The 16,642-nt window shown below is 64.1% G+C and carries 26 protein-coding genes; 17 read left to right on the forward strand and 9 right to left on the reverse strand.

Features of this window, described 5'->3' with window-relative positions; all coding sequences use genetic code 11:
* Positions 1-58: 58 nt before the first annotated feature.
* Positions 59-286: a YdaS family helix-turn-helix protein gene (locus ACAM52_RS08810; RefSeq protein ID WP_369647712.1), complete on the forward strand. Its 228-nt coding sequence runs from the start codon at positions 59-61 to the stop codon at positions 284-286.
* A gap of 281 nt (positions 287-567) precedes the next feature.
* Here the strand turns inward: ACAM52_RS08810 and ACAM52_RS08815 are convergent, their stop codons facing one another.
* Positions 568-807, reverse strand: a complete 240-nt coding sequence (locus tag ACAM52_RS08815) for a hypothetical protein (protein WP_369646747.1) — start codon at positions 805-807, stop codon at positions 568-570.
* Between the two features lie 80 nt (positions 808-887).
* Here ACAM52_RS08815 and ACAM52_RS08820 point away from each other — a divergent pair, with 80 nt between their 5' ends.
* Positions 888-1,094, forward strand: a complete 207-nt coding sequence (locus ACAM52_RS08820; RefSeq protein WP_369646748.1) for a hypothetical protein — start codon at positions 888-890, stop codon at positions 1,092-1,094.
* 1 nt (position 1,095) lies between these two features.
* On the opposite strand, the gene ACAM52_RS08825 is transcribed toward ACAM52_RS08820, so the two are convergent.
* Positions 1,096-1,299 (reverse strand): hypothetical protein, encoded by a 204-nt coding sequence (locus ACAM52_RS08825; protein ID WP_369646749.1) that lies wholly within the window; start codon positions 1,297-1,299, stop codon positions 1,096-1,098.
* Positions 1,300-1,608: 309 nt separating this feature from the next.
* Positions 1,609-1,788, reverse strand: a complete 180-nt coding sequence (locus ACAM52_RS08830; protein ID WP_369646750.1) for a hypothetical protein — start codon at positions 1,786-1,788, stop codon at positions 1,609-1,611.
* A gap of 102 nt (positions 1,789-1,890) precedes the next feature.
* Here ACAM52_RS08830 and ACAM52_RS08835 point away from each other — a divergent pair, with 102 nt between their 5' ends.
* Complete coding sequence (locus tag ACAM52_RS08835) at positions 1,891-2,070, forward strand: hypothetical protein (RefSeq protein WP_369646751.1); 180 nt, start codon at positions 1,891-1,893, stop codon at positions 2,068-2,070.
* Positions 2,071-2,097: 27 nt separating this feature from the next.
* Complete coding sequence (locus ACAM52_RS08840; RefSeq protein ID WP_369646752.1) at positions 2,098-2,412, forward strand: hypothetical protein; 315 nt, start codon at positions 2,098-2,100, stop codon at positions 2,410-2,412.
* 146 nt (positions 2,413-2,558) lie between these two features.
* Here ACAM52_RS08840 and ACAM52_RS08845 read toward each other — a convergent pair whose 3' ends face one another.
* Positions 2,559-3,578, reverse strand: a complete 1,020-nt coding sequence (locus tag ACAM52_RS08845; protein ID WP_369646753.1) for an HNH endonuclease — start codon at positions 3,576-3,578, stop codon at positions 2,559-2,561.
* Positions 3,579-3,592: 14 nt separating this feature from the next.
* On the opposite strand from ACAM52_RS08845, the gene ACAM52_RS08850 reads away from it, so the two are divergent.
* From ACAM52_RS08850 to ACAM52_RS08890, 9 genes are all read left to right on the forward strand, one after another.
* A complete protein-coding gene (locus tag ACAM52_RS08850; RefSeq protein WP_369646754.1) occupies positions 3,593-4,552 on the forward strand; it encodes a hypothetical protein in 960 nt (319 codons plus the stop codon).
* The gene (locus tag ACAM52_RS08855) at positions 4,549-4,791 is read left to right on the forward strand and encodes a hypothetical protein (RefSeq protein ID WP_369646755.1); all 243 of its coding nucleotides are present in this window, start codon (positions 4,549-4,551) and stop codon (positions 4,789-4,791) included. The genes ACAM52_RS08850 and ACAM52_RS08855 overlap by 4 nt, the downstream gene beginning before the upstream one ends.
* A 265-nt stretch (positions 4,792-5,056) precedes the next feature.
* Positions 5,057-5,518 carry a hypothetical protein gene (locus ACAM52_RS08860; protein ID WP_369646756.1) on the forward strand — a complete coding sequence of 154 codons (462 nt, stop codon included), beginning with the start codon at positions 5,057-5,059 and terminating at the stop codon, positions 5,516-5,518.
* Positions 5,515-5,778, forward strand: a complete 264-nt coding sequence (locus ACAM52_RS08865) for a hypothetical protein (RefSeq protein ID WP_369646757.1) — start codon at positions 5,515-5,517, stop codon at positions 5,776-5,778. Before ACAM52_RS08860 ends, ACAM52_RS08865 begins: the two co-directional genes overlap by 4 nt.
* On the forward strand, positions 5,775-6,209 hold the full coding sequence (locus ACAM52_RS08870) for a hypothetical protein (protein ID WP_369646758.1): 435 nt from the start codon (positions 5,775-5,777) through the stop codon (positions 6,207-6,209). The genes ACAM52_RS08865 and ACAM52_RS08870 overlap by 4 nt, the downstream gene beginning before the upstream one ends.
* Positions 6,206-6,706, forward strand: coding sequence for a hypothetical protein (locus tag ACAM52_RS08875; RefSeq protein WP_369646759.1), 501 nt, complete (start codon positions 6,206-6,208; stop codon positions 6,704-6,706). The genes ACAM52_RS08870 and ACAM52_RS08875 overlap by 4 nt, the downstream gene beginning before the upstream one ends.
* Positions 6,703-7,005: a hypothetical protein gene (locus tag ACAM52_RS08880; protein ID WP_369646760.1), complete on the forward strand. Its 303-nt coding sequence runs from the start codon at positions 6,703-6,705 to the stop codon at positions 7,003-7,005. Before ACAM52_RS08875 ends, ACAM52_RS08880 begins: the two co-directional genes overlap by 4 nt.
* Entirely contained in the window at positions 7,002-7,565 is a 564-nt protein-coding gene (locus ACAM52_RS08885) for a nuclease domain-containing protein (protein ID WP_369646761.1), read from the forward strand. Before ACAM52_RS08880 ends, ACAM52_RS08885 begins: the two co-directional genes overlap by 4 nt.
* Positions 7,558-8,037, forward strand: a complete 480-nt coding sequence (locus ACAM52_RS08890; protein ID WP_369646762.1) for a hypothetical protein — start codon at positions 7,558-7,560, stop codon at positions 8,035-8,037. Before ACAM52_RS08885 ends, ACAM52_RS08890 begins: the two co-directional genes overlap by 8 nt.
* Before the next feature lie 206 nt (positions 8,038-8,243).
* On the opposite strand, the gene ACAM52_RS08895 is transcribed toward ACAM52_RS08890, so the two are convergent.
* Positions 8,244-8,450: a hypothetical protein gene (locus tag ACAM52_RS08895; RefSeq protein ID WP_369646763.1), complete on the reverse strand. Its 207-nt coding sequence runs from the start codon at positions 8,448-8,450 to the stop codon at positions 8,244-8,246.
* Between the two features lie 378 nt (positions 8,451-8,828).
* Between ACAM52_RS08895 and ACAM52_RS08900 the strand changes: the two genes are divergently transcribed.
* Complete coding sequence (locus ACAM52_RS08900) at positions 8,829-9,416, forward strand: hypothetical protein (RefSeq protein ID WP_369646764.1); 588 nt, start codon at positions 8,829-8,831, stop codon at positions 9,414-9,416.
* Positions 9,417-9,532: 116 nt separating this feature from the next.
* On the opposite strand, the gene ACAM52_RS08905 is transcribed toward ACAM52_RS08900, so the two are convergent.
* The 3 genes from ACAM52_RS08905 to ACAM52_RS08915 form a co-directional block, all read right to left on the reverse strand.
* Positions 9,533-9,823, reverse strand: a complete 291-nt coding sequence (locus tag ACAM52_RS08905; RefSeq protein WP_369646765.1) for a hypothetical protein — start codon at positions 9,821-9,823, stop codon at positions 9,533-9,535.
* Positions 9,824-9,853: 30 nt separating this feature from the next.
* Positions 9,854-10,066 (reverse strand): hypothetical protein, encoded by a 213-nt coding sequence (locus ACAM52_RS08910; RefSeq protein WP_369646766.1) that lies wholly within the window; start codon positions 10,064-10,066, stop codon positions 9,854-9,856.
* 179 nt (positions 10,067-10,245) lie between these two features.
* The gene (locus ACAM52_RS08915; RefSeq protein ID WP_369646767.1) at positions 10,246-10,524 is read right to left on the reverse strand and encodes a hypothetical protein; all 279 of its coding nucleotides are present in this window, start codon (positions 10,522-10,524) and stop codon (positions 10,246-10,248) included.
* A 115-nt stretch (positions 10,525-10,639) separates the two neighbouring features.
* On the opposite strand from ACAM52_RS08915, the gene ACAM52_RS08920 reads away from it, so the two are divergent.
* From ACAM52_RS08920 to ACAM52_RS08930, 3 genes are read left to right on the forward strand one after another with little or no spacing between them, the layout of a single operon-like run.
* A complete protein-coding gene (locus tag ACAM52_RS08920) occupies positions 10,640-11,608 on the forward strand; it encodes a terminase small subunit (RefSeq protein ID WP_369646768.1) in 969 nt (322 codons plus the stop codon).
* 2 nt (positions 11,609-11,610) lie between these two features.
* Positions 11,611-13,218: a terminase gene (locus tag ACAM52_RS08925; protein WP_369646769.1), complete on the forward strand. Its 1,608-nt coding sequence runs from the start codon at positions 11,611-11,613 to the stop codon at positions 13,216-13,218.
* Positions 13,219-13,226: 8 nt separating this feature from the next.
* Positions 13,227-15,554: a hypothetical protein gene (locus ACAM52_RS08930; RefSeq protein WP_369646770.1), complete on the forward strand. Its 2,328-nt coding sequence runs from the start codon at positions 13,227-13,229 to the stop codon at positions 15,552-15,554.
* A gap of 3 nt (positions 15,555-15,557) precedes the next feature.
* Here the strand turns inward: ACAM52_RS08930 and ACAM52_RS08935 are convergent, their stop codons facing one another.
* Positions 15,558-16,388 carry a hypothetical protein gene (locus tag ACAM52_RS08935; RefSeq protein ID WP_369646771.1) on the reverse strand — a complete coding sequence of 277 codons (831 nt, stop codon included), beginning with the start codon at positions 16,386-16,388 and terminating at the stop codon, positions 15,558-15,560.
* Positions 16,389-16,642: the final 254 nt, after the last annotated feature.

A 16,642-nucleotide genomic window follows, 5' to 3' on the forward strand; every position in this document is an offset into this window, starting at 1 on the left:
TAGAATGGCCGGCATGATCACCGTACAAGACCTCGGCGGCCCTACGGCCGTAGCCCGCATGGTTCGCCTTTCCGTGCCGACCGTGCACGGGTGGAAGGCGATACCGGAGCACCACTGCCCAACGATTGAGCGAGCAACGAACGGCCGCTATGTCTGCGAGCAGCTGCGCCCGGAAGCCCCGTGGCTGCGGGTGCCTGACAAGAAATGGCCGCACCCGAAGGGTCGCCCGGTCCTCGACATCGCCGCCGCTACGCCTGGGGCCGAGCCCGCGGAGCAGGGGGCCTGACGCATGAACGAGTTCGAAGCCATCGGCGCGGCTGCGCTCTTCATCGTGATCGTCGGATTGGTGCTCTGGTGCGCCGGCGTTCTCAAGGTGTCCATCGGCACAGGCGGGGAGGGCTGACATGAGCAAGCCATTGCTCGGAACGCCTGAGCACATCAAGGCCAAGTCTGTTGAGGTGCTGCGCCCGCTCGCGGGCATGTCGTACGCGGACGCGCTGTATGTGCTGGAGACCGCCCAGCGCACCCTGGCGGACGCAGTTGATCGGTTGCACGCGGAGCAGGTTTTTAGCCCTCCCGTTTTCCAATGTTCGCCTCCCAAAGATTCGGGAGATCGTCTTTGAGCAAGCGGTGCAGCTTTTTCGACAGCGCATCCACGTGCTCGGACGTGTTGTTGGCGTACTCGTACATGTCTTCTCGTGAGTTGCCCGCGATGCCTAGCTTGCGCTTGATCTCCTGGATCTCGATGAAGTTGGCAATGCACATGAGCTTGATCGTGCGCAGCTCGTCGAGCAACTGTTTTTCCATGGCCGGGGCCTTCGTTGGGTTGTTGAGGAACACCCATTGTGGCGAAGCAACCCCGGCCACCAATGTGAGGGAGGGCTGACATGCGAAGCCTGAAGCTGCCCCTGAATGTCGAAGAGGCGCGCAAGAAGATCGTAGCGACCATCACTGGTCTTTCGCTGCATGACGCCGAGTGGGCGCTCGATGCCGCGATGGCCGCGCTGCACCAACAGCAGGATGTCGCAATGCAGGGAGCTGTATTCGACGCCGTCACGGCCAAGTCGACGGCGTTGCCGGAGACCGACGTATGAATCAGGCCGATGGCTTCTCTGTGACTCGGCTGAGCCAGTCCTTCACCTTGGTGCTCTTCAGCGCTTCGTCCGGCAGCGCAATCGCCGCTGGGTCGAATTGGCCTCGCTGCTGCAACTGCTCCAGGGCCGCAAACAGGAGTGCGCGTGCTGCTCGCAGAGCCAACTTCGTTTCCTGCAGCTCCGCATTCAGTTGGGCAATGTTCATGGCCGGGGCCTTCGTCGTTGGGTTGTTGAGGAACACCCATTTTGGCGAAGCAACCCCGGCCACCAATGTGAGGGAAGGCTGACATGCGAAGCACCACGAAGAAGGGGCCGCGCACGCCGGCCCTGATCCATAAGTCCGGAGGCGCCGCCGAAGCGGAAGCACGCAGAGCTGTTGGCCACACGCCTGAAATCTCTGCGGCCGCGGCGCTCGACATTTGGGCTGCATTGCTGGAAGCCGCCCGCTCCAGCGCAATGGAGCCAGATGCACTGGCTCTATCGCTCAGCAACGCGCGCAGATTTCTCGACTCGATTAGTCCTTTGAGCCCTCCGTCAACTCGGAAAACAGCGTGAGTAAGTACGCCGCATCCGCTTTGGCACGGGTCTTGGCAGCTTCCAGGTCGGCCGAAGTGTTTCCCACCAGCTTGATTGCTCCCGACTCCACTGCTGCCTTCACGATTTCGAAGGCGGCTTTGCCGTTGACTTTGTTCATGGCTTTTTCTGCCCCTCGCGGGGTCCGTGTTGAGGAACTCGGACTCTACCCCGCGAGGGCGCGGGCACCCCGTCACCACCTCATTCCTTCGAAGGCCCGCTGATGCACGTCAAGTCTCTTTCCGCGCTCGATCACGCCGAAGTCGTCGAACTCGCCACGCACGCGGCCGAGCGGGGCGACGACATCGCGCACGCCAACCCGTTTTCGGCGGGCTGCTGGCGCCACGCCGTCTTTCGCGACGTGTTCGTCGCCCGCACCGCCGATCTCCAGCCGGTCGGCTGACCACTTCACCCCAACGAGCAATTCAAGATGTCCACCCTCGACGAGAACGACGAGCCGGCTTTCGCCCGAGGCGTCGCCGGGCCCCTCGGAAAATTGACTGAAGACCTGAAGACCAAGGTTGACGAGTCGACTGACAAGGTATTCCGGCAGCACTGCGCCCTGAACGGAACCGACCCTTCGACGCTGCTGCGTGACTTCGTCTACCTGACCTGCTACGGCAAGACGTGGCGGGCAATGGCGGCTGAAAAGCTGATTCATGACGAGGAGCGTATCGGCGCGCTTCGCAGGCTGACAGGGCTTTTTGAGGGCCCCGAATTCGAACAGAGAGGAGGGCGCGCCTGATGACCGACGCAGCCCCAGAGCTCGTCGCGAAGCTGCCCCTGTTCGTAGCCCAGCAGCACGCCGACGATGTCACGTCGGCCTTACTAGCCGACCTGCCCGAGAACTCGCATGTCTACGACGCCTTCGAGCGCGAGTTCGCCGAGGCGCTAGCGCTTGAAAAGTTGGTCGCGGTGGTATTCCATGAAGAGAGCTTCGCGCTTGCTCATGGCCGAGATCCTCAAATCGTCGTCGAGGCCCCACGCTCTCCAGGCAATCGATGCGGCCTCGTTGGCCAGCATCACGCTTCCGTCGGCTGCGAAGCTAACCAACCCGCGGTCAAACAAGCGATCAACGTGAGGCGACAGGAGGAGGCCGTTGTGTGGGTCGAGCCTCTCGTCGTTATCAGCTACGCGCCAGGGCTTGATGTGGCTTGCAGTAAGCAGCCCCGCGCCCGTGACGCCGGTGACTCGGCAAGTGAAATGACCACGCTTGAGGACGTCTGTTCGAAACTGGCCGTGGCCCAGTCTGGCAAGTACGAGTTGGCGCTTGGTCGTTTCGGAAAGTGGTGCACGGCGAATTTCTTCTTCAGCCTTGTCTTCAGCACGTCCTTCAACCGCGTCAATCAGCAGCGACCCAGCACTCGGATCTGTGCGTTCGATCAGCTGAAGCAACTTGGTAGCGAACTCTTTGGAGATCGAAGCCAGGTAGCAGCTCTGGTTGCCGTGGCCGTCCTCGGCGCGAATAGGGGAGTTCGAGGTGGGCAGAAGCGTGCGAATTTGCGCGATGGCCTTGCTCGGGGAGAAGCGGGTTTCGAGGGGTGCCCATGCGATCGAGACGTAAGTCCCCTCAATGTTCCAGTTTTGAGCTCCCGGCGCTTCAAACTGCGGCCGCCCGCTTGGCTTAGGAGCGGCAGTCGCCAAGCCAACCGCGCAGATGTGCTGATGGGCGTAGGAGAAAACCATGTCGCCCTTCGACACGAGCTTCAAGTTGTCCCAAGTGACTTTTCGACGGTCGTTGCTTGTCAGCAAAGGAGCCCAGATAAAGCCTCCCGTCGACTCAGCCTTGAAAGTCTGGTTGTGGTTCACCCACCAGTACCGCATTGCCTTCTCCTCCAGAAATTGTGGCAGCGAGTATGCCCGCCGGCCGCATTTGTCGTAGCCGTGCCAAGCGCGCGCAGCTTTGCGCAAGGAATGGCGGACACGTGAACCGGCCTGTTCCATACCCCAATGACACCCGCGCGAAGGGTTGGCGCTTCGAGCTGGATCACGAGCGCATCGAGCAGTCGGACACCTGGGCGTTGGCGCCCGCCGATGTGCGCCCCTGGCTGCTAATGCTGTGGCTTTCAGCCTGGCGTCAGGAGCCTTGCGGCTCACTGCCCAACGAAGACGAGCTCATCGCGGTGCGCATCGGCATGCCCATGAAGACCTTCGCCAAGGTGCGCTCCAAGCTCATGCGCGGTTGGTGGGAGGCCGAGGACGGCCGCCTGTACCACGACACGGTCACGAAGCGTGTCCTGGAGATGCTGTCCGCCCGCGACGCGGAGCGCCGCCGGAAGGCCGAGTACCGCCAACGGAAGGAGGCGGAAAGGACGGGTCTGTCCCATGGGACAGCCGACGGACACCAGCAGGACGACACCCGGAGCGACACCGGGAGAGACGACACCGGAACCGGAACCGGAACCGGAACCAGTACCAGTAAAGAAGAAACCACCACTACTTCCCGAACTACGTCCGGGTTGGTGGGGGCGGATGTGCAAAGCCCAACGAAGGCGGGAGCCATCTGCAAGGCCATCCGTGCGAAAGGCATTGCCGATGTGAACCCTTCAAGCCCGGAGCTTCTGGCCCTCATCGCCAAGGGCGTGCCTGTCGAGACGTTCGAGGCCGCGGCCGAAATCTGCGCCAAGGCCACGCCGCCCAAGGGCTTCGCCTATCTGCTCGGCATCGTGAAGCGCCAGCTCGGCGAGGCCGCGGCCATTGCCTCCGGCGTTGGCATGCCCGCGAAGCCTTGGGACGAGTCCCGCACGTCCATCGAGGCGAAGGGCGAGGAGATCGGCCTGGGCCGTTGGAACGAGCACGACCTGAGCGTCAACCGCGAAACCTTTCCCCAGTACACGGCCCGCGTGCGCCGGGCCGTCGAGCAACGACAAGGAGAACCCGCATGACCAACATCGCGCACGCCGCTTTCATCGCACTCGGCGCGCAGCGCCGCCTGCACGTCCTCTCGTGCGCCGAGCGCCAGCTGCACGGCCAGGGGCAGCTGTCCCCCGCGGCCGCACACGGCATCGGCGCCTACCGCGCTGTCGAGCGCAGCAGCCTGGACGTGTGCGCCGAGTACTTCGCAAACCTGACGCCGGCGAACGACGGCGCCTTCGCCCCCACACCGGAGCCCGAACTCGCATGACAACGCGCCGCCCCAAGATCGAATTCGACGCCGACGAGGTGTTCGCCCGCATCCGCACGAAGCCAGTTCGCTGGAATGACCTGGCAGGAACCAAGACACCGCCCGCCGCCAGCTGCGCCCGATCATCGACGACCTGCTGGCCAGCGGCGCGGTCAAGTTCGTGCGCCTTGGAGGCAGTCGGTACCTTGCTGCTGCAGCATGGAGCCCGTCGAAGCAGGAGGAACTGGACGAAATCTACGGCCGTTGCCGCGCGGTCGACGGTTGCATGCTGTGGACCGGGCGCATCGACCCGGAGCGCGGCCCGGCCATGTACGCGGCCTGGGGCGGTACCGAGCGCTCTGCGCGCCGGCGCGTCTGGGGAATCCGGCAGCGCAAGCTCGGCCGCGCGAGCACGATTGCGATGACCTGCGCCAATCCCTCCGACTGCGTGCTGTTCGAGCACATGCAGCGCTCCAACAGCGGCGCGAAGATGAAGGGCAAGCCCAAAACGCTGCTGCACCGGATCGCCATTGCGACTGCGAAGCGCAAGACCTCGGGAAAGCTCACGGATGAGAAGGTCGCGCGCATCCTCGACGGTGAACAGAGCACCCGTTCCCTCGCACGTGAGCTGGATGTGAGCCAAGCCACGGTGCACGCCGTGCGCTCGCGTGATCGCTGGCGCAACTACCGTGCGACGCCGTTCTCTGGCCTCGACGCCGCCAACGATTCGGGGAGGCGCCGCGCATGAGCTGCCCGAACTGCAACTTGGCCGCCGTGCGCGCCGATCACCCGGGCTACACGGCCAACTGCCGCGAGTGCCTGGCCCGCGGCATTGCCAATGGCCCCGATTTCTGGCGCTCGCGCCAGGACGGTGCCATGAGGCCCGAGTACGTCACCGCGCTCAAGAGCATCTGGGGCGAAGACTGGGAGGCTGGCAACGCGGCCGTGAAAGCCGCGCACGCGCGGCTCCGCGCGCTGCGCACCTCGCCGCAGGGGGCGCTCCTGTGACGACACGCATCCTCGGCGTGGACCCTGGCGCCAGCACCGGGCTGGCCTGCTACGAAGACGGCGTGCTGACCTGGCTGCGCACCATCGAGCCGCACGCCATCGAGCACTTCCTGCGCCACCATGTGCCGGCGCGCGTGGTGTTCGAAGACAGCCGCCTCGAGAGGCGCGCGTGGCATGCGCGCACGAAGAAGGACTACGGCGCGGCGCTGGCCACGGCCCGCTCGCTGGGGCAGGTGGACGCCTGGTGCAGTCTGATCACTGCCATCTGTGCCGACCTGGGCATCCCGGCCCACGGCATCAGCCCAACTGCGAAGGGCGCCAAGCTGGACGCGGCCGCCTTCGCTGTCGTCACTGGCTGGACCGCGCGTAGCAACGCACACGAGAGAGATGCGGCCATGGTCGCTTACCCCTACCGGAGAGCGATTCGATGAGCGACCTTGCCCTGCATGTAGTCTGGCCCGACCAGGAGCGGGCGCGCTCCAGCTTCCTCGAGCGCGTGGCGCCGTGGTGCAAGCAGCAGTGGGCCGCCGGCCGCCGCCTGGAGCTGGAGATCCGGTTGCACGAGGACGCCAAGACCGACCGCCAGCGGAAGTACTACCACGGGGTGGTGCTGAAGACGATTGCCGCCCAGGCGCGGCCGCAGGGCGCCCAGTTCCCGCTCGCGGTGTGGAAGGAACATTTCCGCGCCGAGTACCTGGGCCACAAGACCGTGACGACGAAGAACCCGCTCACCGGCAAGAAGGTGCGCCGGCGCGAGCGCGTCAGCACCGAAGATCTAGGCGTGAAGGGCTACAGCCAGCTCATCGACCGCGTGAGCGCCTTCGCTGCCAGCGAACTGGGCGTCAGCTTCCCCGCCAGCTACGAGCAGTGGGAGCGCATGCAGGTGGACCCAGACACGGGCGAGATCGTGGGGATGGGCCCGACATGAAGCCGCTGACCATCGGCCTCGACTACGACGGCACTTTTACCGCCGACCCGGATCTGTGGCGCCAGTTCATTGCGACGGCGCAGGCGCGCGGCCATGCGGTGGTGTGCGTCACGGCACGCCGCACGCCGCTCGACTTCGCGCGCGAGCCGCGCATGCCCGACAGCGTTCCCGTCGTGTGCACAGGCGGCCAGCCCTACAAGAAGCACGCGGCGGCCAAGGCGGGCTTCGCAGTCAACGTGTGGATCGACGACATGCCGGGCCTGATCGAGCCGTCGCTGGTGCTGGACTTCGGCCTATGAAGCGCAGCGCGCCCCTGAAGCGAACGGCGTTCAAGCGCCAACGGCCCAAGGTCGTTGGCGCGGACCTGGCCGAGGGACCGGACGCCACGGTGCTGGTCCGCGTGCAGCAGGTGTCGGGCCGCTTTGTTCGCATGGCTGCGATCAACGATGCGGACTTCCGGGGCGGCGCGCCGAAGACCGAAGCACAGCGCAACCCGGCGCTGCTGGCGATGGCGCGCGGCCAGCGCTGCCTGCTGACGGTGCCCGGCGTCTGCCGGCCGGACCCGGCCACCACGGTCGTGTGCCACAGCAACCAGTCGGTGCACGGCAAGGCCGGCGCGCGCAAGGCTGACGACCAGTGGCACGTGTACGGCTGCGACGCCTGCCACCGTTGGCTCGACCAGGGCCCGGCGCCGGCGGCCGAAAAGATCGAGCGCTTCGCCGCAGCTCACAGCTGGATGGTTTCCATCTGGCAGGACATCGTGGCCGGCATGCAGCCGGCGACGCCGAAGGAACGGAAGGCCGCCCAGTGGGCGCTCGACCGCATTGAACCCAGACGAGGAGAAAAAACGAATGGCTGATGCCCGGAAATCAACAACCGCCCTGGTGCTCGAGGCCGTGCAAGACCTGCACGCCCAGGAGCAGATCGTCACGCGCGAGACTCTGGCCCAGGTGACGGGCCTGAAGCTGACCGTGATCGATGACCGGCTCGGCGTGCTGGTGGACGACGAGAAGATCCTGCGAGTGCAGCGCGGAGTGTTCGTGCCGGCCGCGCTGCACCCGCCGGCGCGCGCCATGTCGAAGACGCTCATGCCCGACGGCATGGTCAAGCTGGAGGTCGGCGACGAGGTGTTCCTGTTGACGCCGCGCGAAGACCGCATGCTTGCCGGGCTGCAGGCTGGTGCAGCAGCGCAGTTCGCAGCCATCGAGCAGGGGCACCAGTCGGCCCGCTTGAATGCGGAGCTGGCGAACCAGGTGCGTCAGCTGGCCCGCGAGGTCGCCACGCTCAAGCAGCGGCAAGACCCTACGCAGCGCTCCCTGCTGGAGACCTGATGAAACACGATCTGCAGCAGTTGGCCTAGTCCGGCTTCGACCTAGGCGACTCGGCGGGAGACACCACAGTCATCGTTTGCTACATCCCCCAGGGCCACTAGGCGGGCTTCCGCGCGTTCTTCAGCGGTGTGCTGCCCGACTGGCTGGTGGTGATGCAAGCCCTCAGCGTTGGATGCCGTGCGCCGACGTGCATCCGCCGGGGGCAATTACTTCTTGCCGTCCTTGGGCGTAGGGGAGGCCTTCGGCTCTTGCTTGGCAGGCTTCTCGGCAACGTCCTTGGAAAGCTTGACTGGCGTGTTCGCCGCCTCTTTCTTCACAGCCTGGTCCGTCTGGCTCTGCGTTTGGTACACGCCGGCGAAGATGGAAAACGGAACGCAAGTTGCAACAATGCCGATCACATTGCGAGCGCGCATGATGGTCTCCATTTTTTAGAGGGACTCTGACGATACTGGCATCAAGGCGGTTTCGAATCCCTCAAAAAGGGGAGGTGTCCAGCCCGAGGCTTCCGCTTGGCAGGCGGGACGCTGGTGCGGTGGCTGGCGAGCGGGCTGGGAGAGGTGTGCCGGACACCACGAACTGGCCCGGCTTCGCCCAGGTGCTGGCGCGCCATGCGATCCACGTGGCACCGATGCCGGGCAAGAACTACCAGTGGTGCGCCGTCGTCGTCGGCCGGCCCGGTAGGCGACTGCCTGAGGGGCGAGGTGGCTGGCTGGAAGGGCCGAGCCCGTTGGTAGCCGTGAGCCGCGCTATCGTGTCGGCACGGTACGGTTCAGATGTCGAAGGAGATTGAAATGACGGACGGGGAATTGCGCTGGTGGCTGACCACGATAGTGGTTCTGCTGGTGGTCAACATGGTGCGCGCATTTTTTCCAGCCTATCTGGGCAAGAAGGGGCAGAACCTCGCCGACAAGGAGGATATCGCAGCGATCACTCGGGAGATCGAGCAGGTCCGCAGTCAGTACGCGCTGGTCGTGGAGCGCTTCAAAGCCGGCAACCAACTGCGCTTCGCTGCGCTCGACAGACGCCTGCAGGCTCATCAGGAGGCCTATGAGCATTGGAGGCATCTCTTGCGCATGGCACCCCAAGGGAGAGGCGACCGGGATGCGTTTCGTATTGTCAGTACTGAGTGCAGCATTTTCTGGGAGAAGAACTGCCTCTACCTAGAGCCTGAAGCGAGGGAGGCCTTCGACAAGGCGCATTCAGCGGCTGTTCAGCACAACTTTCTCGTTGACTCGGCAAGGCCCGACGCGGCTGACAGGCTGATCCAAACCAGCGACGAAATGCGGCAATGTGGAGAGGTGCTGATCCGTACGGTTCAACTGCCAGGCCTCCTGGATCTTGATACCAGACCGGTGGAAGAGAGCAAGAACCCCCTGTAGGGGTTCGCCGTACGGCGCACTGCGCGAGATCCTTCACCTGTCAGCCAGTTGTCTCTTCGCTTGCTTCTCTTGGGGGAGACACATCCGCCGGGTACGTCCCGGCGGATTCGCTTCAATTACATCGGCAGGTCCAACTGCTTCGCCAAGTCGGCGATCTCGGCGTTGAGCGCAGTCAGTCGCTCCTTGAGCGGCGCCGCATCATCTGAATCCGATGGGAGGTTTGCAAGCTGTTCTCGGAGCTTGCTGCGCTCGGCCCGTCGTTCTACCCAGCGGTTCTCAATCTCATCCATGCGATTCCACTGCACTTGCCGCGCGGCGATGAACCCGGCTGTGGGAATCAGCCCGCCACACGCGGGCAGGCTCGCTGCTGCCGCAAGGAGCAGACCGGCTGTCAGATATTTGCGCATTTCACTCTCCCTCTTCCTTCGCACGCCTCGTCACTCGCGCTTCTTGTCCTTGGCGTCATCGGAGGGGGCCTTCTCGGAGGCGCCCAAGATGCTCGCGAGCAGACGTAGCGCCAAGTAGGCGACGAAGCCCCAAGTGAGGTAGATCGCAGCAGTCACGAAGAAGCCGCTGCCGCCGCTGTAGGCGCCAGAGAGCAGTGCCAATGCCCAGGAAATCACGATGAGGCCGAGCCAGAGTAGTGTCATGCGCGGTCGGTTGTTATTGAATCGGTCGTCATTGTGCTGGCGATCGCGCCCCCCTGTAGGGATTCGCCACTCGGCCGTCCCGCGAGAACATTACCTCGGCGCTTTTGCCGGACAGTTGTCTCCTCGCCTGCTACCTTGCGGGTGATTCGCCCGCCGGGTTCGCCCGAGCGGGCTTTTTTCTAGGACTGGCTCATTACATAGCGGTGGATCAATGCGCGCGGATTGTCAATTTGCTTGTCCTGACCGCCACCGCACAGGTTTTCCTGGGGTATGAAGATGTCGTCCAAGGCCGTGAGAAGTTCGTGGATGTCTTCTGCCGTCGTCCAATGCTTCGGGAGGATCTGAAAAATCCAGTCCATCATCACAGCGTTGGTCTTCATCTCACCCAAGCTGACCTCGTAGTGAGGGTGGACTAACAGATTGCGCTTCGGGTCCAACGTCCAATTTCCCCACTTCATCCTCGGCTCCTGGTTGGTGAGTGTCGGCGAGGATGGTAGCGGGCGGACTCGCGCCCGGGCGATGCCGTTACCCCGCTTGACTCCTTCACCCCTGTAGGGTTCGACGCAATCCGCCATGCTCGGAAAACTGCCGGGCATGGCAACAGCACCAGCGGGAAAGAAACCGGCGCCCCGCAAGACCCCAGCACCGAAGCCCGCCGCCCGGAAGAAGGCTGCGGGTGTTCCTGCGCGCAAGAAGGCAGCAGCCGCGCCTGTGAAGTCCAAGAGGGCACCCCGGAAGGTCAAGCCCGCGCCTGTCGAGAGCCCGCAGCTCGGACTCACCCCCCTGCAGCAGCGCTTCGTCGACGAGTACCTCGTGGACCTGAACGGCACGCAGGCTGCGATCCGGGCGGGCTACAGCGTCGACACCGCCCGACAGATGGCCTCCGAGAACCTTGCAAAACCGTACATCCAGATTGCCGTTGCGGATGCTCGCCAGCGACAGCAGGAGCGCACGCACATCCAGGCTGACCGTGTGGTGCTCGAGGCTTGGAATATCGTCTTCGCCGACCCGCGCGAGCTGGTGCAGGTGAAGGTGGGCTGCTGCCGCCACTGCTATGGCGAGGGCTTCAAGTTCCAGCGCACCCTCGGTGAGTTCAACCATGACCAGGAGCAACACGCCCTGAAGGCTGGCAGCCTGGCTGACTTCGACGAGAAGGGCGGTATCGGCTTCGATCCACTCAAGCCACCGCATCTGTCGTGCCCGGAATGCGGCGGTGATGGCCACGCGCGCGCCGTGCTGGCCGACACCCGCAACCTGTCGCCTGGCGCCGCGGCACTGTATGCCGGCGCGAAGCACGGCAAGTACGGCATCGAGGTGCTGACGCACGACAAGGCAGCCTTCGCCGAGAAGCTCTTCAAGCACCTGGGCCTCTACGAGAAGGACAACCAGCAGAAGGCCGACCCGCTCGCGGCGCTGCTGCACGCCATCGCAAAGGGAAGCGGCAATGGGTTCAGTCCGGTCGCCAACGACCCGGAACGCAATGCAGCGCCTGCGGCGCCCAGCGCCTTCGCGCCACGCGCCGACGTGGAAGACGAGGGCTGACCGTGGCCGGCCGGACCCGAGTCGTCCACGACACCCCACTGCGTCCTCTGCCTACCAACGCGGAGGAGCTGCAGCGCTGCCTGGCCGACCCGGAATGGCGCCTGTTCAGCGGGTGCCTGTACAAGATCATGGTGAAGGGCGACGACGCGGAAGAGGGCGAGCCGGTCGAGTCGTTCGTGCTGCCGTTCAAGCCCAACGGCGCGCAGCGGCGCTTCCTACGTCGCCTCTGGCACCGGAACCTCATCCTCAAGGCCCGCCAGCTCGGCTTCACCACGCTCATTGCCATCCTGTGGCTGGACCACGCGCTGTTCAACGCCGACCAGCGCTGCGGCATCATCGCGCAGGACCGCGAGGCGGCCGAGGCGATCTTCCGCGACAAGGTGAAGTTCGCCTACGACAACCTCCCCGAGGAAATCCGCCAGCGCTTTCCGCTCGCGCGTGACAGCGCCGTCGAGCTTCTGTTCGCCCACAACAACAGCAGCGTGCGCGTCGCCACGTCGATGCGCTCCGGCACCATCCACCGGCTGCACATCAGCGAGTTCGGAAAGATCTGCGCGAAGTACCCGGAGAAGGCGCAGGAGGTCGTCACCGGCTCGATTCCGGCCGTGCCGAAGAACGGCATCCTTGTCATCGAGAGCACCGCGGAAGGGCAGGAGGGCGAATTCTTCGAGATCGCCAAGCGCGCCCAGGCGTTGCACTTCGGCCACCGCTTGCTCACCGTGCGCGACTATCGCTTCCACTTCTATGCGTGGTGGCAGGAACCGAACTACGCCATGGACCCGGGCTTGGTGCCCATTACGGTCGAGCAGCACGAATACTTCGAGCGCATCGAAGAGGAGATGGCCTGCAAGATCAACATGGACCAGCGCGCCTGGTACGTCGCCACGCAGCAGGCGGACTTCCCGGGCAAGGAAGAGCGCATGTGGCAGGAGTACCCCTCCACGCCCGACGAAGCGTTCCAGGTCAGCACCGAGGGCAACTACTACGCCAAGGACATGGTGAAGCTGCGCAAGCGCGGCGGCATCACGTCGGTGCCCGTGCTGGACCTTCCCGTCTTCACGTTCTGGGACATCGGCAACAAGGACGGCACGGCCATCTGGTTCATGCAGGAGCTGCGCGGCGAGGCCCGCTTCATCCGCTACTACGAAGAGCACAACGAGGACCTGCGCCACTACGCTGCGCAGCTGAAGAACACCGGCTTTCTGTTCGGCGCGCACTTTCTGCCGCACGATGCCGACCACAAGCGGCTTGGCGACTTCAACCACAGCACGCGCGATCAGCTGCAGGCCTTGCTGCCCGGCCACACCTTCTTCATCGTGCCGGCGATCACGGAGTTGATGTCCGGTATCAGCATGACGCGCAAGCACCTCAAGGGCGCGTGGTTCGATCAGGAGGGATGCAAGCAGGGGATGGAGCGCATCCAAGGCTACCGCAAGAAGTTCAGCCGCTCCGAGAACCGTTACCTCGACCAGCCCGACAAGAGCAACGGTTGCAGCGAAGGCGCCGACGCGCTGCGCCAATGGGCTCAGGCCAAGGAAATCGGCCTGTTGGCCAACCTCACCGAGAGCACCGCATACATAGAAGCACCCGCCTTGCATTGGCGCGTGTAGGAGCACCCATGACCAACGACATCAACACCACCAACGACGCCGTCGACGACATCGAAGCCGCCGGCGCGCTCTCGCTGGAGGAGTACCGCCAGTTCATCTACGAGATCGAGCAGCAGCCGCCGTGGCGCGGCGTGGCCGACAAGGAGCTGGACTACGCCGACGGCAATCAGCTCGACACCGAGCTATTGAAGGCGCAGAAGGAGCTGGGTATTCCGCCGGCGAAGGAAGACCTGATCGGCCCGGCGCTGCTGGCGATTCAGGGCTACGAGGCTAAGGTGCGCACCGATTGGCGCGTGACGCCCAACGGCCAACCGGAGGGTCAGGACGTGGCCGACGCGCTGAACTTCCGGCTCAACGAGGCCGAGCGCCACTCGAAGGCCGATCGCGCGTGCTCCGCTGCATTCCGGCCCCAGGCTGCCGTTGGCCTTGGCTGGGTGGAGGTCTCGCGCGAGTCGGACCCGTTCAAGTATCCGTATCGGTGCACGTCAGTCCATCGCAATGAGATTCACTGGGACTTCTACGCCAAGGAAGACGACCTGAGCGACGCGCGCTACCTGCGCCGCGAGCGCTGGCTTCAGCCCAGTCGCATCGCCAAGGTGTTTCCGCAGCACAAGGAGCTGATCCGAGAGTGCGGGCGGCACGGCCAGTCGTGGTGGGTCAACCTGTCGCCTGAGGCGCTCGACGGTGGCGGCTCGACTGGGCTGACCTCGGGCGCATGGGATGCGGCGCGTGGTTGGACGGTATCCGAACACCACTGGTACGACCCAGTGAGCAAGGACATGTGCCTGTCGGAGGTCTGGTATCGCCGCTGGGTTGACGCCATCGTGCTGCGCTCGCCGGACGGCCGCGTCGTCGAGTACGACAAGGACAACGCGCTGCACAACCATGCGCTGGCGCGCGGCTTCGTGCGACCACAGCGCAGTGTGGTCTCGCGCGTGCGACGCAGCTTTTGGCTCGGCCCGCACTGCCTGCACGATGGGCCCACGCCGTACACGCATCGCTATTTCCCCTACGTGCCTTTCTGGGGGTTCCGCGAGGACGGTACGCGCGTGCCCTACGGCCTTGTGCGCGGCATGATCTTCCAGCAGGACCGCCTGAACAGCGGCACCGCCGCGATGACCTGGGGCATGACCGCCTACCGCGTCGAGCGCACGAAGGGCGCGGTGGACATGACCGATGAGCAGTTGCGGCGCCAGGTCGGCCGTCGCAACGCCGACATCGTGCTCAATGCAGGCGCGATGTCGCAACAGGGAGCTCGGTTCGAGGTGAAGCGCGACGTGCAGCTCACCGACCAGCAGCTCCAGATGCTCAACGATGCGCGCATGGCGCTCGAGCGCGTGTCACCCGCGGCCGCCGGCGCGTTCTCCGGCCGGCGCGGCACGGCCACCAGTGGTGTTCAAGAGGAGACGCAGGTCGAGCAGGCGAACCAGGGCCTCGCGCACTTGATGGACAACTTCAGCGCCGGCCGTACGCAGGTCGGCGAGCTACTGCTGGCGATGATCGTGGAAGACATGGGCCGTGAGCAGCACTCGGTGGTCATCGAGGGCGATGCCATCACGCCCGACCGAACCGTGGTCATCAACAAGCCTGAGACCGACCCGCAGACGGGCACCTCCTATCTCAGCAACGATCTGCAGCGCATCCGCCTTCAGGTGGGCCTCGAGGATGTGCCCAGTTCACGCACGTACCGCGGCCAGCAGCTCAACGCGATGTCCGAAGCGGTCAAGAGCCTGCCGGCCCAGTACCAGGCAGCGGCCATGCCGTTCCTCGCTTCGCTCATGGACGTGCCGTTCAAGCGCGACCTCGTGGAGGCGCTGCGCAGCGCGGGTCAGCAGGCATCACCGGAAGACATCGAACGCCAGATCCAGGAGCGTGTGGCGCAGGAGGTCAAGCTGGCCGGCCACGAGCTGAAGGCCCGTGAACTCGACATGAAGGAGCGGCTGACCGACGCCCAGATCAAGCAGATCATGGCTCAGGCTGTCCAGGCCGGCGTGCAAGCAGCCTTCGCGGCGATGCAGGGCGGCGCGCAGGTGGCGCAGATGCCGATGATCGCGCCCATCGCCGACGCCATCATGCAGGGGGCCGGCTACCAAAGGCCGACTCCGGGCGGCGACGATCCGAACTTCCCAACGCCGGGAGCGATGGCCGCGATGAACGTGCCGCATCCCTATATCCAGGGCGGCGGCGCTGCGGCCTCGCCGGAAGCTGCGAACGGGCCAGACGCAGCGCTACCTGTGCGCGAGAACACCAGCCCGACGTTCCCACCACGGCCGACGGATGTTGGCACCGGCATGCACGGCGTCGAAACGGTCGCTACGTCGGACAATCTGAGCTAGCGGTCATGGAAAAAAGAGCTGCCACGCCTTCGCGAAGCCGACAAGCGCGGCCGCGATGGAGCCGAAAACCACAATCGTTTTCACGATAGAGCTGCCTTTGAGAAGCTCGCCGATAAGCGACCAGTGAAACCCGTAACGATCTGCGAACGTTCCTTTAGTCTCGAGTGAGTTCCCATGCACACGGTCAAAGATGTTTGCCATGATGTCCACCTTTCGGAGTGTGGACTGGTGCAGTTTTAAATATTGTCCGCTCTCAAATGCCGCAGCTTCCGCTGCTCCCTCGAGCGCGTCGGCATCGGCGATGTGGTTCATTTCAACGATGCTCATAAGTCGGCCTTTGCGGCCGCTCGGAGAGGTGTGTGGGGCGTACTGACGACCGTACAGGGTCACCAAGGCTCGTGCCAGATCAAATTTGCGGTTGTCCAACAGCACGTAGGGTGATCCACCAAGCACTCGGAATCGATGTTCCAACGCGGCGAAACCGTAGTTTTCATCGCGCATGTTCCAGTGCAAATACGTAGCTTCGTGGTTGGCGTTGAGAAAGGTGAAATAGTCTTGGAGCATTGATCGCTCAAGAGCGTCCATATTTCCCTGGATATTGCTCTGCTGACCGGAAAGCTCCGCAGACTTGTACATGGAGAAAGACTTGGTCTGACCAGATTCCAAATTGCGAACTGCAATGGAAGTGATGCGGGTGGAGTTGCCCGAGGTGTTGTCGTAGAACGACTGACAGGAATAGTGGATCAGGTATGCCCTCTGGGCTTCGCCATAGATCTCGTCCACCTGCTTGCTACATTTCTTGCGAGCTTTCAGCCGCGAAAGTTCAGAACTCATCTCGTCCTCACGTCATGTTTTGGTAGCTTGAAACGAAAAAAAGCCGCCTGTAGGCCCAGGCGGCTTTGTTTGGAGGATGCACCCGTGAAGCTCAGGTGCATGGTTGGATTATGGCGCAGTTTCCGGCCCGTCGCATAGGTGAATGCCCGCGACATGACTACGTTTCGCAGACGATCACTGTGAAGCCGGCCTGCAGCTCCAACTCAGCATTCCCGGACTCGTCCTGCGGGAACGCAACGAATGGGCGCAAGTAG

Source organism: Variovorax sp. V118 (genome assembly GCF_041154445.1).
Taxonomy (GTDB): domain Bacteria; phylum Pseudomonadota; class Gammaproteobacteria; order Burkholderiales; family Burkholderiaceae_C; genus Variovorax; species Variovorax boronicumulans.

Bases quoted from the DNA above. Each gene is read 5' to 3' on its own strand.
- ACAM52_RS08935 (WP_369646771.1), bottom strand. From the start codon at position 16,388: ATGAGTTCTGAACTTTCGCGGCTGAAAGCTCGCAAGAAATGTAGCAAG.
- ACAM52_RS08910 (WP_369646766.1), bottom strand. From the start codon at position 10,066: ATGACACTACTCTGGCTCGGCCTCATCGTGATTTCCTGGGCATTGGCA.
- ACAM52_RS08865 (WP_369646757.1), top strand. From the start codon at position 5,515: ATGAGCTGCCCGAACTGCAACTTGGCCGCCGTGCGCGCCGATCACCCG.
- ACAM52_RS08825 (WP_369646749.1), bottom strand. From the start codon at position 1,299: ATGAACATTGCCCAACTGAATGCGGAGCTGCAGGAAACGAAGTTGGCT.
- ACAM52_RS08875 (WP_369646759.1), top strand. From the start codon at position 6,206: ATGAGCGACCTTGCCCTGCATGTAGTCTGGCCCGACCAGGAGCGGGCG.
- ACAM52_RS08930 (WP_369646770.1), top strand. From the start codon at position 13,227: ATGACCAACGACATCAACACCACCAACGACGCCGTCGACGACATCGAA.
- ACAM52_RS08855 (WP_369646755.1), top strand. From the start codon at position 4,549: ATGACCAACATCGCGCACGCCGCTTTCATCGCACTCGGCGCGCAGCGC.
- ACAM52_RS08905 (WP_369646765.1), bottom strand. From the start codon at position 9,823: ATGCGCAAATATCTGACAGCCGGTCTGCTCCTTGCGGCAGCAGCGAGC.
- ACAM52_RS08810 (WP_369647712.1), top strand. From the start codon at position 59: ATGGTTCGCCTTTCCGTGCCGACCGTGCACGGGTGGAAGGCGATACCG.
- ACAM52_RS08830 (WP_369646750.1), bottom strand. From the start codon at position 1,788: ATGAACAAAGTCAACGGCAAAGCCGCCTTCGAAATCGTGAAGGCAGCA.
- ACAM52_RS08920 (WP_369646768.1), top strand. From the start codon at position 10,640: ATGCTCGGAAAACTGCCGGGCATGGCAACAGCACCAGCGGGAAAGAAA.
- ACAM52_RS08820 (WP_369646748.1), top strand. From the start codon at position 888: ATGCGAAGCCTGAAGCTGCCCCTGAATGTCGAAGAGGCGCGCAAGAAG.
- ACAM52_RS08895 (WP_369646763.1), bottom strand. From the start codon at position 8,450: ATGCGCGCTCGCAATGTGATCGGCATTGTTGCAACTTGCGTTCCGTTT.
- ACAM52_RS08915 (WP_369646767.1), bottom strand. From the start codon at position 10,524: ATGAAGTGGGGAAATTGGACGTTGGACCCGAAGCGCAATCTGTTAGTC.
- ACAM52_RS08885 (WP_369646761.1), top strand. From the start codon at position 7,002: ATGAAGCGCAGCGCGCCCCTGAAGCGAACGGCGTTCAAGCGCCAACGG.
- ACAM52_RS08880 (WP_369646760.1), top strand. From the start codon at position 6,703: ATGAAGCCGCTGACCATCGGCCTCGACTACGACGGCACTTTTACCGCC.
- ACAM52_RS08815 (WP_369646747.1), bottom strand. From the start codon at position 807: ATGGAAAAACAGTTGCTCGACGAGCTGCGCACGATCAAGCTCATGTGC.
- ACAM52_RS08840 (WP_369646752.1), top strand. From the start codon at position 2,098: ATGTCCACCCTCGACGAGAACGACGAGCCGGCTTTCGCCCGAGGCGTC.
- ACAM52_RS08835 (WP_369646751.1), top strand. From the start codon at position 1,891: ATGCACGTCAAGTCTCTTTCCGCGCTCGATCACGCCGAAGTCGTCGAA.
- ACAM52_RS08860 (WP_369646756.1), top strand. From the start codon at position 5,057: ATGCTGTGGACCGGGCGCATCGACCCGGAGCGCGGCCCGGCCATGTAC.
- ACAM52_RS08900 (WP_369646764.1), top strand. From the start codon at position 8,829: ATGACGGACGGGGAATTGCGCTGGTGGCTGACCACGATAGTGGTTCTG.
- ACAM52_RS08890 (WP_369646762.1), top strand. From the start codon at position 7,558: ATGGCTGATGCCCGGAAATCAACAACCGCCCTGGTGCTCGAGGCCGTG.